We start from the raw sequence: 13,655 nt of genomic DNA on the forward strand, positions 1-13,655 counted from the left end.
TAGGGGTGGTGGCAGCGTCCGAAGGGAACCGGCTAGGGTCACTCCGCGTTGCCAGAGGTATCGGCTGGGTCACCAGGGACCGTACCTGGACACTCCTGAGGCGCGGATTGACGGTGGCATGGGTGGCGGGCAGTGAGGTGCGGCTAGCATGACCGTGACGAGCACGAACGGCAGCGGCACCAGGAGCCGCGAGACGTCCACCGGGGTGGCCCCGGGGCGAGGAGGGCGGGCCATGGTGCAGAAGGCCAAGATCCTCCTGGTCGACGACCGGCCGGAGAACCTGCTGGCGCTGGAGGCGATCCTCTCGGCGCTGGACCAGACCCTGGTCCGGGCGTCCTCCGGGGAGGAAGCGCTCAAGGCGCTGCTCACCGACGACTTCGCGGTGATCCTGCTGGACGTCCAGATGCCGGGCATGGACGGTTTCGAGACCGCCGCCCACATCAAGCGGCGCGAGCGCACCCGCGACATCCCGATCATCTTCCTCACCGCGATCAACCACGGTCCGCACCACACCTTCCGGGGCTATGCGGCCGGCGCGGTGGACTACATCTCCAAGCCCTTCGACCCCTGGGTGCTGCGCGCCAAGGTCTCCGTCTTCGTCGAGCTCTACATGAAGAACTGCCAGCTCAAGGAGCAGGCGGCGCTGCTGCGCCTGCAGTTGGACGGCGGCGCGCCCACCGCCAACGGCAGTGGCAGCAACGGTAGCGGGGCCGGATCCGGCCCCGAGGCGGTCCGCCGCGGCGCCCCCGGCGGCGGTCTGCTGGCCGAGCTCTCGGCCCGGCTCGCCGCGGTCGAGGAGCAGGCGGAGGCACTGACCAAGCAGCTGGACGAGTCGGCGGACCCGGCGGCGGTCGCCACCGCGACGCACCTGGAGCGCAAGCTCTCCGGCCTGCGCCGGGCGCTGGACGCACTGGAGCCGGGCACCCCCGGAGCGGGCAGCAGCACTGCCGGCGCCGGGAGCTGACGCTCCGCCGGACCGACCGGCCGACGGGCGCGTTGCACTGCGGCTGCGGCTGACCGATCGTCATCTCTTCCGACACACGACACACCCCGGGCAACCGGACGCTGCACATGTTGCACCGGACCCACCACCGGTAACCTGAGCCGCATGGCCACACGCATGTCCGGAAGCAGCTCGCGTTCCCCAGGCGCGGGGGCGGCGCGGAAGGCCGCCGCCGGACCTGCCAAGAAGGCCGCACCCGCGAAGAAGGCGGCGGCGAAGAAGCCGTCCCCCGCCAAGAAGACCGCGGCTGCGAAGAAGGCCGCCGCCCCCGCCAAGCCCCCGGCCCCGCCGAAGCCGCTGCCCTACCGCGCGGTGCGCGGCACCTGGCTGGGGATGGCGCACGGGGTGGGCGCGATGGCCCGCGGCGTCGGCGACGGCGCCAAGGGGCTGCACCCGGCGCACCGCAAGGACGGCCTGGCCCTGCTGCTGGTCGCGTTGGGCCTGCTCATCGCGGCCGGCTCCTGGTCGGATCCGCAGGGGTGGCTCGGCATCGCGGTCACCAACATCGTCAAGGGCGCCTTCGGACGGCTGTCCGTGGTGGTGCCGATACTGCTGGCCGGCGTCGCGGTCCGACTGATGCGCCATCCGGAGCGGCCCGAGGCGAACGGACGCATCGTCATCGGCCTGGGCGCGCTCAGCCTCGGCGTCCTCGGCCTGGTGCACATCGGCTGCGGTGCGCCCGGGATGAGCGCGGGGGCCACCCACATCAGGAACTCCGGCGGCCTGATCGGCATGGCCGCCTCGCGTCCGCTGATGGCGGCGGCCGGACCGGTGCTGGCCGTACCGCTGCTGCTGATCGTGGCCTTCTTCGGACTGCTGGTGGTCACCGCCACGCCGGTGAACCAGATCCCGCAGCGGCTCCGGCTGCTGGCCGAGCGGCTGTCCCTGGTGGAGCCGCTCGCCCCGAACCACGGCGACCGTTCCGACGGTGACCTGGACGGCCTCGGCTTCGTCACCGACTACGAGGGCGGCCCCGAGGACGGCGAGTTCTCCGGCGAGCCCGGGACGCCCGCCGAGCGCGCCGCGCTGCTCGCCAAGCGCGAGCGGCTGGAGCAGGAGGGCGCGCTGCCGCGCCGCCGCCGGCCCCGCCGGCGCCAGGGCGCCGCACCGGAGCCGCAGGGCCTGCCCGGCGGCCTGGACGCGATCGACGTGGCCGCCGCCGCGGCGGCCGACCTGGACGGTGCGCTGCTCAACGGCGTGCTGGTGAACGGGGTGCAGCCGTCCTCCTCGCTGGCGGACGTGCTGAACCGGGTGAAGGACCGGACGCCTCCGAGCGACGCCGGGCCCGCCGTCCCGCTCACCAAGGGTGAGGAGCCGGCCGAGGTCCCGCCCGCGCGGCGCGAGGACTCCGCCGACAACCCGGCCGACAGCCCGGCCGGGTCCGAGGGCTCCCCGGCCGGCGAGGCGCCCGCCGCCGAGGGCGGCACCATCCCGCCGCTGCGCTCCGAGCAGCTGCGCCTGCCGGCCGACACCACCTACCAGCTGCCCTCGCCGGACCTGCTCACCCGGGGCGGCCCCGGCAAGGCCCGCAGCAAGGCCAACGACGACGTGGTGGCCGCGCTCACCGCGGTCTTCGCCGAGTTCAAGGTGGACGCCAAGGTCACCGGCTTCACCCGGGGCCCGACGGTCACCCGCTACGAGGTCGAACTGGGCCTCGCGGTCAAGGTAGAGCGGATCACCAGCCTGGCCCGCAACATCTCCTACGCGGTGGCCAGTCCCGACGTCCGGATCATCAGCCCGATCCCGGGCAAGTCCGCCGTCGGCATCGAGATCCCCAACACCGACCGGGAGATGGTCAACCTCGGTGACCTGCTGCGCTCCCCGATCGCCACCGGGGACCCGCACCCGATGATCGTGGGCATGGGCAAGGACGTCGAGGGGCAGACCAGCGTCGCCAACCTGGCGAAGATGCCGCACATCCTGGTGGCCGGCGCCACTGGCGCGGGCAAGTCCTCCTGCATCAACTGCCTGATCACCTCGATCCTGATGCGGGCCACCCCGGAGGAGGTCCGGCTGGTCCTGGTCGACCCCAAGCGGGTCGAGCTGACCGCCTACGAGGGCGTGCCGCACCTGATCACCCCGATCATCACCAACCCCAAGAAGGCCGCCGAGGCGCTGCAGTGGGTGGTCCGCGAGATGGACCTGCGCTACGACGACCTGGCCGCCTTCGGCTTCCGGCACGTCGACGACTTCAACAAGGCGGTGCGCAGCGGCAAGGTGCAGCCGCCGCTGGGCAGCGAGCGGGTGCTGGAGCCCTATCCGTACCTGCTGGTGATCGTGGACGAGCTGGCCGACCTCATGATGGTGGCCCCGCGCGACGTCGAGGACTCCATCGTCCGGATCACCCAGCTGGCCCGCGCCGCCGGCATCCACCTGGTGCTGGCCACCCAGCGCCCCTCGGTGGACGTGGTCACCGGTCTGATCAAGGCGAACGTCCCGTCCCGGCTGGCCTTCGCGACCTCCTCGCTGGCCGACAGCCGGGTCATCCTGGACCAGCCCGGCGCCGAGAAGCTGATCGGCAAGGGCGACGCGCTGTTCCTGCCGATGGGCGCGGGCAAGCCGACCCGGATGCAGGGCGCCTTCGTGACCGAGGAGGAGATCGCCCTCGTCGTCGACCACTGCAAGGCGCAGACCCAGGCCGAGTACCGCGACGACGTCACGGTGGGCAGCGCCCCCAGGAAGGAGATCGACGAGGAGATCGGCGACGACATGGATCTGCTGGTCCAGGCCGCCGAGCTGGTGGTCACCTCCCAGTTCGGCTCGACCTCGATGCTGCAGCGCAAGCTGCGGGTCGGTTTCGCCAAGGCCGGCCGGCTGATGGACCTGATGGAGTCCCGCAACATCGTCGGTCCCAGCGAGGGCTCCAAGGCGCGTGACGTCCTGGTCCAGCCCGACGAGCTCGACGCGATTCTGCTCACCCTCCGGGGGGAATGATCGTCTCAGGGCGCATCGCCGGTGCCCCGGCCGCCGTTGGTCCGGGTGTCGGAGGGCCGCGGGTCCCGCGCCCCTGACCGACCGTCACCACCGCTGCCGGGTCGCTCCGCGTCATCCGGACGGCCGTCTCCTCTTTCGGCCGTATCCGGGTTGATGACCTCTCGGGGTCGCCCCATAGACTGACAGCACAGCAGGTGGCCAACGCTCGAAAGGCGCCATTGTGACCATCGGCAAGTCCCCTTCCGGAGACCCCGGCCGAGCCGCGCGACCCAAGGCCGCGAAGCCGTCCGGTCCCGCCGCGGCGAACAACAGCTCGAAGAACAGCACGGCGAAGAGTTCCGCACCGCAGGCCGGCCAGAGCAAGCCCAAGGGCCCGTCCGCGAGCGCCGAGCCGACGATCGGTCAGGTGCTCGGTTCGGCACGTCTCGCGGCCGAGCTCACCGTCGAGGAGGTCAGCGCCGAGACCCGGGTCCGGGTGCCGCTGATCCAGGCGGTGGAGGAGGACGACTTCGACCGCTGTGGCGGCGACTTCTACGCCCGCGGGCACATCCGTGCCATCTCCCGGGCGGTCGGCGCGGACGGCGAGGCGCTGGTCGCCCGCTACGACGCGGCCCATGGCGGTGCGCCCTCGGCGGCCCGTCCGGTCGCCGCCTTCGAACCGCAGAAGATCCGCGCCGAGCGGCGCCGCCCCAACTGGACCGGCGCGATGGTCGCGGCGATCGTCGTGGTCGTCGCGGTGATCGGTTTCAACCTGGCGGCCGGCAAGGACAAGACCCCCACGGCGGAGGCCGCGGTGGTGCCCTCGGCACACCCCTCCGCCACGGTGGCGCCGAAGAAGCCGGCGCCGGTCAAGCCCAGCCCGGTGGCGGCGGCCCCGGCCGGCCGGGTCACCCTCAAGGTGAGCGCGGAGTCCGGGGACAGCTGGCTGCTGGTGAAGAACAGCAAGGGCGACCAGCTCTTCCAGGGTGATCTGGCCAAGGGCGACTCCAAGGTCTTCACCGACCCGAAGAGCCTCAAGGTGGTCTACGGCGACGGCGGCGCGGCGCACCTCTGGGTGAACGGCAAGGACCTCGGCACCGCCGGCGACGACGGCCAGGTGGTCAAGGCGACGTACACCCCGGGCGACCCGCAGGCCGGGTGACCTGGCCGAGCGCGGTGGCGGACGAGGGCCCACGGGACAAGATCGACGACGTCCCTGTGGGCCCTTCGCGTCACCGGCCTGAAAACCTCGGTAATCTTGGCGTCATGTCCCAACGCCGCACAGTCGCCCTTGTCACGCTCGGATGCGCCCGCAACGAGGTGGATTCCGAGGAACTCGCCGGGCGCCTGGAGGCCGACGGCTGGGAGCTGGTCCTCGACGCCGCGGACGCCGACGTCGCGGTGGTGAACACCTGCGGCTTCGTCGAGGCGGCGAAGAAGGACTCGGTCGACGCCCTGCTGGAGGCGAACGACCTCAAGGGCCACGGCCGTACCCAGGCGGTCGTCGCCGTCGGCTGCATGGCCGAGCGCTACGGCAAGGAGCTTGCCGAGGCGCTGCCGGAGGCCGACGCCGTGCTCGGCTTCGACGACTACGCCGACATCACCGACCGGCTGCAGACCATCCTCTCCGGCGGCAAGCACACCTCGCACGTCCCCAGGGACCGCCGCAAGCTGCTGCCGCTGAGCCCGGTCGAGCGGCAGGCCGCCGCCGAGGGCGGGGCGGTCGCGCTGCCCGGCCACGGTGCGGAGGCGCCGGCCGCCGCCGTCGCCCCGGTCGAGGAGACGCCGATCGCCGACCTCCCCGAGGGCCTGGCCCCGGTCTCCGGGCCGCGGGTGCTCCGCCGCCGGCTCGACGACAGCCCGGTGGCCTCGGTGAAGCTGGCCTCGGGCTGCGACCGCCGCTGCTCCTTCTGCGCCATTCCGGCCTTCCGCGGCTCCTTCCTCTCCCGCCGTCCCTCGGACGTGCTCAACGAGGCCCGCTGGCTCGCCGAGCAGGGGGTCCGCGAGATCATGCTGGTCAGCGAGAACAACACCTCCTACGGCAAGGACCTGGGCGACATCCGGCTGCTGGAGACGCTGCTGCCGGAGCTGGCCGCGATCGAGGGGCTGCAGCGGGTTCGGGTCAGCTACCTGCAGCCCGCCGAGATGCGTCCCGGCCTGGTCGATGCGCTGACCGCCACCCCCGGCGTGGTGCCCTACTTCGACCTCTCCTTCCAGCACTCGGCGGCCAATGTGCTGCGCCGGATGCGCCGCTTCGGCGACACCGACCGCTTCCTCGCGCTGCTGGACCAGATCCGGGCCAAGGCGCCGGAGGCGGGTGCCCGCTCCAACTTCATCGTCGGCTTCCCCGGCGAGACCGAGGCCGACCTGGCCGAGCTGGAACGCTTCCTCACCCACGCCCGGCTGGACGCCATCGGGGTCTTCGGCTACTCCGACGAGGACGGCACCGAGGCGGCCGACTACGACGGCAAGCTCCCCGAGGACGTGGTGGCCGAGCGGCTGGCGAAGATCAGCCGGCTGGCCGAGGAGATGACCGCGCAGCGCGCCGAGGAGCGGATCGGCAGCACGGTGACGGTCCTGGTCGAGTCGATCGACGAGGACGACGAGGACGGTGACGGGGACGGCTCGGTGATCGGCCGGGCCGAGCACCAGGCCCCGGAGACCGACGGCATCACCTCGCTCACCGGCGACCTGGACGGGGTGAAGGTCGGCGACCTGCTCACGGCCAAGGTCGTGGCCAGCGAGGGCGTGGACCTGATCGCCGAGGTGCTGGGGACGGCTGCCGGGGTGGGCGCGTGATCGGAGGCGCCGAGGGGGGAGTCAGAGGCCGCGCTACGGCTGGTGACGGCACCGAGAAGGCTGCGCAGGTGGACGTGGAGGTCCTGGACGACTCCGAGGACCGGCCCGGCCTGTGGAACATCCCCAACATGCTGACCATGCTGCGGCTGCTGATCGTCCCGGTCTTCGCCGCGCTGCTGCTGGCCGGCGGCGGCCACGACCCCAAATGGCGATCGGTGGCCTGGGCGTCCTTCGCCATCGCCATGATCACCGACCTCTTCGACGGTGAGCTGGCCCGGCGGATGGGCCTGGTCAGCGACTTCGGCAAGATCGCGGACCCGATCGCGGACAAGGCGATCATGGGCACGGCGCTGGTCGCGCTGTCCGCGCTGGGCGATCTGCCCTGGTGGGTGACGATCGTCATCCTGTTCCGCGAGATCGGGATCACCCTGATGCGGTTCTGGGTGATCCGGCACGGGGTGATCCCGGCCAGTCGCGGCGGCAAGCTGAAGACCCTCACCCAGGGCATCGCCGTGGGCATGTACGTGCTGGAGCTGACCGGGCCGCTGGCGAGCGCCCGGGCCTGGCTGATGGGGCTCGCGGTGATCCTGACCGTGGCCACCGGCGTCGACTACGTCCGCCAGGCCGTGGTGCTGCGCCGGGCCGGGCTGGCCCGGGAGCGGGCGGCCGCCTCGTGAGCGACGGGGCCGAGGAGGTACTGGCGGCGCTGGTGGCGGCCGGGGCGACGGTGGCCGTGGCCGAATCGCTCACCGGCGGTCTGCTGGCGGCCGAGCTGGTCGCGGTCCCCGGGGCCTCCCGGGCCTTCCGCGGCTCGGTCACCGCCTACGCCACCGAGCTCAAGGGCTCGGTGCTCGGGGTGGACCCGGACCTGCTCGCCGCGAAGGGCGCTGTGGACCCCACCGTGGCGGTGCAGATGGCCGAGGGCGTACGGCGGCTGATGGCGGCGGACTACGGGGTCGCCACCACCGGGGTCGCCGGCCCCGACCCCCAGGACGGGCACCCGGTGGGCACCGTACACCTCGCGGTCGCGGGGCCGGGGGGAGTATTCGGCTCTTCACTCGTGTTGTCACAGGGGCGTGTCACAATCCGACGCAGAACCGTGGAGGCCGCGCTCGGGCTGCTGGGCGAGGCACTGCGATCCGGCAACAGCGATGCTCCGGAGGGTTAGCGAGGGTGGTCCCACCGGGAATAGGAACAAGTGACGGACCGAAAACGGCGGACGTCCATACCGCGAACAGCAGGGGAGGGGCCATGGATACAGCTCAGAGTGAACACGACCGGGCTCCCCGCACGCGACGCGGGCCAAGCGGTACGGTGGGGCAGTGACGTCTCGAGCCGCGGTCCAAGGAGGGAGCCACCGATGATCCTGCTCCGTCGTCTGTTGGGTGACGTGCTGCGTCGGCAGCGCCAGCGCCAGGGCCGCACCCTGCGCGAGGTCTCTGCCGCCGCCCGGGTTTCGCTCGGCTACCTGTCCGAGGTGGAACGCGGTCAGAAGGAGGCCTCCTCCGAGCTGCTCTCCGCCATCTGCGACGCCTTGGACGTGCGTATGTCCGAGGTCATGCGTGAGGTGAGCGACGAGCTCTCGCTCGCCGAGCTGGCCGCCGGCGAGCCGGTGCGACCGGTCCTGGTCGAGCCGGTGCCGGTACCCGCCGGTGCGCCCGATCGAATGCCGTCGCTGGTTCCCAAGTCCAGCGCAATGGATGTCGTCGCAGCCTGACGACCCCCGGCACTGATGCGCCGGTGACTCCCATCCGGAGTCACCGGCGCACTGTTTTGGTCGCGCGCCGTTCTGTGCGCTGCGTCACACTGCCATCACTCTTCTGCGATCTGCCCGATTTGTCGGTATCTGACTAGGATGGAATTTCTGCCCCGCCGCTTCTCGGCGGGCTCTCCAAGGCGGTGCTGAATGAGACGGCCCTCGATAGCCGGTGGACTCCCGCGCCGGAGCCCGCTGGTGTGGGGGCTGACCGCGCTGCTCACCCTGGCCTGCTGGGGCGCCCTGCTCGGCGGGGTGCTCAGCGCCCGCAGCGGCGTCGGGCTGATGTTCGCCGGGGGCTGGACGCTGAGCCTGCTGCCGGTGCACAGCGCCCGCTTCCGCCCCCGTCCGATCCGTCGGCGTCCCGTGCGCTTGGGGCAGGCGGCGGCTGCGGACGTGACGGCGGCGGATGCGGCCGAGGCGGCCGAGGCGGAGCCGGGTCCCGGCTAGGCCCGGAGTCGGAGGCCGCGCGGGGTGGGGTGGAATCCGGCGGCTTCCAGCGGGGCGCTCAGCACGGAGGTGAGCGCTTCCTCGCCGTTGATGCGTTCGATGGTGAGCGTCGGCAGCGCGCCGGCGTGCAGGGCGCGGGTGAGCGCGTCGGCGGCCAGCCGCAGGGTGCCCTCGTCCGGTGCCCAGGTGAGCATGGACTTGCCGCCGCGCTCCAGGTAGACGGTCAGCTCGCCGTCCAGCAGTACCACCAGGGCGCCGGCCTTGCGTCCCGGCTTGTGGCCGGGGGACTGCCCGGTGGGGGCCTCCGGCCAGGGCAGGGCGGCCCCGTAGGCATTGGCCGGGTCGGCGGCTGCGAGGACCACCGCGCCGGCCGCGCCGTCGTCGGGGCCGCCGTTCCCGGAGAGCCTGGCCGCGACGGCGCGCAGCCGGTCGATGGCGCCGTCGGTGGCGAACTGGGCCGCGCCCAGGCCCTCGACGACATAACCGCGCCTGGTCCGGCCGTTCTCCTCGAAGGCGGTCAGCACCCGGTACACCCCGGCGAAACCCCCCGGTGCGCGCTCGGCCTGGACCGCGCCGCGGGTGACCACCCCGTGGCGGTCCAGCAGCGTCTGGGCCAGGGCGTGGGTGCGCTGGGTCGGATCGGCGAGCGGTACCGGCAGCAGCGACCAGCGTCCGGCTGTGGTCGGCAGGGAGGTGCTGCGGGCGGCGGGGCGCGCGCTGCCGTAGCGGGGGCGCGGAGCCGCGCGGGGGGAGCGGTGGGCGGTGGCGCCCGCCGTGCGCCCCGAGCCCAGCAGCGCGCGCAGCGGCGCCAGCGTGTCATTGCTGAGGTACCCGGCCCAGGCCAGGTCCCAGAGCGCGGTGGCCAGCTCCGCCGGGGTGGCGGTCAGGCCCTGCTGCTGGACCTGGTCGGCGATCTGCCGGAAGAACAGGCCGTAGCCCGGAGCCAGCGCCGCCAGCAGGGCGCGGTGCAGCGGTGTCTGCTCCAGCGGCAGCGCGGCGGGGAGCAGCAGTGGCGCGGTGTCGGCCGGGGCGAGGGTGATCCAGCCGTCCTTGCCGGGGAGCGCGCCGGCGCCGCACCAGAGCACCTCGCCGGCGGCGGTGAGCTCGTCCAGCAGCGCCGGGCTGTAGTCGGCGACCCGGGACGGCAGCACCATCCGCTCCAGCGCCGAGGCCGGCACCGGCGTGCCCTGCAACTGCTCGACCGCCCGCAGCAGGCCGTCGACGCCGCGCAGCCGGTGCGCGCCCAGGTGCTGCCACTGCGGCAGGAAGGCGGCCAGGGCGCGCGGGGGCACCGGTTCGACCTCGTGCCGGAGCGCGGCCAGCGAGCGCCGCCGCAGCCGTCGCAGCACCTCGGCGTCGCACCACTCCGCTCCGGAGCCGCCCGGGCGGAACTCGCCCTGGACCATCCGGCCGTGCGCGGCCAGCCGCTGCAGGGTGCCCTGGACGACCGCCGGTCCCAGCCCGAAGCGGGCGGCGGCGTCATGGACGGTGAAAGGACCGTGGGTGCGGGCGTGCCGGGCCAGCAGGTCCCCGAGGGGGTCCTTGACCGGCTCGGTGAAGGCCTCGGGGACGCCCACGGGCAGCGGCGTGCCCAGGGCGTCGCGGAGCCGTCCAGCGTCCTCGATCGCGGCCCAGCGCTGCTCCCCGGCGATCCTGACGGCGATGATCCGGCGAGCGGCTTCGAGCTCTGCCGGCCAGTCGGCGGCGCAGCCGCGGTCGGCGAGCTCGGCGGCGGAGAGCGGCCCCAGCAGCCGCAGCGCGTCGGCCAGGCCCTCGGCGTCCTTGATCCGCCGCTCCGGGGTGAGCCGCTGCAGCTCGGACTCCAGCTCGGCCAGCACCGCCGGGTCGAGCAGTTCCCGCAGCTCGGCCTGGCCCAGCAGCTCGGCGAGCAGCCGGGAGTCCAGGGCCAGCGCGGCGGCGCGGCGCTCGGCGAGCGGGGAGTCGCCCTCGTAGAGGAACTGGGCCACGTAGCCGAACAGCAGTGAGCGGGCGAACGGCGACGGCTCCGGGGTGGTGACCTCGACCATCCGGACCCGGCGCGACTCGATGTCGCCCATCAGCTCGACCAGCCCGGGCACGTCGAAGACGTCCTGCAGGCACTCGCGGACCGCCTCCAGGACGATCGGGAAGGAGCCGAACTCGCTGGCCACCTGCAGCAGTTGGGCCGAGCGCTGGCGCTGCTGCCAGAGCGGGGTGCGGCGGCCGGGGCTGCGCCGGGGCAGCAGCAGGGCGCGGGCCGCGCACTCGCGGAAGCGGGAGGCGAACAGGGCCGAGCCGCCGACCTGGTCGGTGACGGTCTGTTCGATCTGGCCCGGGTCGAAGACGGTCGCCTCGGCGCCGATCGGGGCCTCCTCGGCGGCCGTCCCGACGGGGGCCAGGGGTGCGTCGGGATCGGGGAAGTCCATCAGGTCGGCGTCCGGCAGCCGCAGCACGATGCCGTCGTCGGCGTGCATGACCTGGGCGTCCAGGCCGTGCTTCTCGGCCAGCCTGGCGCCCAGCGCCAGTGCCCAGGGGGCGTGCACCTGGGCGCCGAAGGGGGAGTGGACCACGATCCGCCAGTCGCCCAGCTCGTCCCGGAAGCGCTCCACCACGATGGTGCGGTCGTCGGGCAGGTGTCCGGTGGCCTGGCGCTGCTCGGCCAGGTAGGAGAGCAGGTTGGACGCCGCCCAGTCGTCCAGGCCGGCACCGTGCAGTCTGGCGGTGGCGGCCTCGGGGTCCAGCCCGCCGAGCTCGCGCAGGAAGGCGCCCAGCGCCCGGCCCAGCTCCAGCGGGCGGCCCAGCGAGTCGCCGTGCCAGAACGGCAGCTTGCCGGGGACGCCGGGGGCGGGCGAGACCAGCACCCGGTCGTGGGTGATGTCCTCGATCCGCCAGGAGGAGGTGCCCAGGGTGAAGACGTCGCCGACCCGGGACTCGTAGACCATCTCCTCGTCCAGTTCCCCGACCCGGCCACCGCCCTTCTTGGGGTCCTGTCCGGCCAGGAACACGGCGAACAGGCCGCGGTCGGGGATGGTGCCGCCGGAGGTGACCGCCAGCCGCTGGGCGCCGGGCCGTCCGGTGACGGTCCCGGCGACGCGGTCCCAGACGATCCGGGGGCGCAGCTCGGCGAAGGCGTCGGAGGGGTAGCGCCCCGCCAGCATGTCCAGCACGGCCTCGAAGGCGGACTGGGGCAGCGCGGCGAAGGGGGCGGCCCGGCGGACCAGACCCAGCAGCTCGTCCACGTCCCAGCCGTCCATCGCGGTGATCGCGACGATCTGCTGGGCCAGCACGTCCAGCGGGTTGCGCGGGATCCGCAGCGACTCGATGGCGCCGCTGCGCATCCGCTCCACCACCACGGCGGCCTGCACCAGGTCGCCCCGGTACTTGGGGAAGACCACCCCGGTCGAGACCGCGCCGACCTGGTGCCCGGCCCGGCCGACCCGCTGCAGTCCGGAGGCGACCGAGGGGGGCGACTCGACCTGGACCACCAGGTCGACCGCGCCCATGTCGATGCCCAGCTCCAGGCTGGAGGTGGCGACCACGGCCGGGAGCCGACCGGACTTCAGCTGCTCCTCGACGTCGGCGCGCTGCTCCTTGGAGACGGAGCCGTGGTGCGCCCTGGCCAGCACCGGGGGAGCGGCTTTGTTCACCCCGGACTGCGCCATCAACTGCGCCGGGGCGTGCACGTCGGCCAGCGAGTCTCCGGTGGTCCGCTCGAAGGCGATCTCGTTCAGCCGCCCGCAGAGGCGTTCGGCGAGCCGGCGGGAGTTGGCGAAGACGATGGTGGAGCGGTGCTCCTGGACCAGGTCGGTGATCCGCTCCTCGACATGGGGCCAGATGGAGGCGTTCTTCTCGGGCTGTTCGGCGTCCGGTCTGCCGCCGGAGAGCTCGCCCAGATCCTCGACCGGGACGACCACGGAGAGGTCGAAACGCTTCTCGGAGGGCGGCTGAACGATCGTCACCCTGCGCTGCGGGCTCAGGAAGCGGGCCACCTCGTCGACCGGGCGCACCGTGGCGGAGAGGCCGATCCGCCGGGCCGGGGCGGGCAGCAGCTGGTCCAGCCGCTCCAGGGTGAGCGCCAGGTGTGCGCCGCGCTTGGTCCCGGCGACGGCGTGGACCTCGTCCAGGATCACCGTCTCGACACCGCGCAGCGCCTCCCGGGCGGCCGAGGTGAGGATCAGGAAGAGCGATTCCGGGGTGGTGATCAGGATGTCCGGGGGGTGGGTGGCGAAGCGCCGCCGTTCGGCCGCCGGGGTGTCGCCCGAGCGGATGCCGACCTCGATCTCCGGCTCGGACAGGCCTAGCCGCTGGGCGGCCTGGCGCAGGCCCGCCAGCGGGGCGCGGAGGTTGCGCTGGACGTCGACGGCCAGCGCCTTGAGCGGTGACACGTAGAGCACCCGGCAGCGCTTGCGGCTCTCGGCCGGCGGCGGGGTGAGCGAGAGCCGGTCCAGGGCGGAGAGGAACGCCGCGAGGGTCTTGCCGGAGCCGGTCGGGGCCACCACCAGCACGTCGGAGCCCTCGCCGATGGCTCGCCAGGCCCCGGCCTGGGCGGCGGTCGGCGCGGTGAAGGCGCCGCGGAACCACTCGCGCGCGGGCGCGCCGAAGCCGGCCAGCGGGTCGGACGCCTCGTCGGGGCTGGCGCCGGCGGGGCGGGGGAGGTCGGTTCCGGCCATGCACACCATCCTGCACCGCGGCACTGACACTGCGGCACTCACACTGCGGCACCGACAGCGCGGCGTCGAACAGCACGGGGCGGTG

9 protein-coding genes are annotated in these 13,655 nt (G+C 73.4%); 8 read left to right on the plus strand and 1 reads right to left on the minus strand.

Translation table 11 applies throughout. The features are described from left to right. Positions 1 to 232 precede the first annotated feature (232 nt). The 8 genes from ABUW04_RS27620 (at position 233) to ABUW04_RS27655 (ending at position 8,921) form a co-directional block, all read left to right on the plus strand. Positions 233 to 964 carry a response regulator gene (locus ABUW04_RS27620; protein ID WP_380567331.1) on the plus strand — a complete coding sequence of 244 codons (732 nt, stop codon included), beginning with the start codon at positions 233 to 235 and terminating at the stop codon, positions 962 to 964. Between the two features lie 144 nt (positions 965 to 1,108). Continuing rightward, positions 1,109 to 3,937: an FtsK/SpoIIIE family DNA translocase gene (locus tag ABUW04_RS27625; protein ID WP_380567007.1), complete on the plus strand. Its 2,829-nt coding sequence runs from the start codon at positions 1,109 to 1,111 to the stop codon at positions 3,935 to 3,937. A gap of 220 nt (positions 3,938 to 4,157) precedes the next feature. Beyond that, positions 4,158 to 5,078 (plus strand): RodZ domain-containing protein, encoded by a 921-nt coding sequence (locus tag ABUW04_RS27630; RefSeq protein ID WP_030259229.1) that lies wholly within the window; start codon positions 4,158 to 4,160, stop codon positions 5,076 to 5,078. Between the two features lie 104 nt (positions 5,079 to 5,182). After that, a complete protein-coding gene (rimO, locus tag ABUW04_RS27635; protein ID WP_380567009.1) occupies positions 5,183 to 6,715 on the plus strand; it encodes a 30S ribosomal protein S12 methylthiotransferase RimO in 1,533 nt (510 codons plus the stop codon). 68 nt (positions 6,716 to 6,783) lie between these two features. After that, positions 6,784 to 7,392 carry a CDP-diacylglycerol--glycerol-3-phosphate 3-phosphatidyltransferase gene (gene pgsA / locus ABUW04_RS27640; protein ID WP_380567011.1) on the plus strand — a complete coding sequence of 203 codons (609 nt, stop codon included), beginning with the start codon at positions 6,784 to 6,786 and terminating at the stop codon, positions 7,390 to 7,392. Further along, on the plus strand, positions 7,389 to 7,883 hold the full coding sequence (locus ABUW04_RS27645) for a CinA family protein (protein ID WP_380567012.1): 495 nt from the start codon (positions 7,389 to 7,391) through the stop codon (positions 7,881 to 7,883). The genes pgsA and ABUW04_RS27645 overlap by 4 nt, the downstream gene beginning before the upstream one ends. A gap of 192 nt (positions 7,884 to 8,075) precedes the next feature. Beyond that, positions 8,076 to 8,432 (plus strand): helix-turn-helix domain-containing protein, encoded by a 357-nt coding sequence (locus ABUW04_RS27650; protein ID WP_030259216.1) that lies wholly within the window; start codon positions 8,076 to 8,078, stop codon positions 8,430 to 8,432. A 189-nt stretch (positions 8,433 to 8,621) separates the two neighbouring features. Next, on the plus strand, positions 8,622 to 8,921 hold the full coding sequence (locus tag ABUW04_RS27655; RefSeq protein ID WP_380567013.1) for a hypothetical protein: 300 nt from the start codon (positions 8,622 to 8,624) through the stop codon (positions 8,919 to 8,921). On the opposite strand, the gene ABUW04_RS27660 is transcribed toward ABUW04_RS27655, so the two are convergent. Beyond that, complete coding sequence (locus tag ABUW04_RS27660; RefSeq protein WP_449341757.1) at positions 8,918 to 13,570, minus strand: ATP-dependent helicase; 4,653 nt, start codon at positions 13,568 to 13,570, stop codon at positions 8,918 to 8,920. The genes ABUW04_RS27655 and ABUW04_RS27660 overlap by 4 nt on opposite strands. Between the last annotated feature and the right edge of the window lie 85 nt (positions 13,571 to 13,655).

The sequence above is a fragment of the Streptacidiphilus jeojiensis genome, from assembly GCF_042510965.1.
GTDB lineage: Bacteria > Actinomycetota > Actinomycetes > Streptomycetales > Streptomycetaceae > Streptacidiphilus > Streptacidiphilus jeojiensis.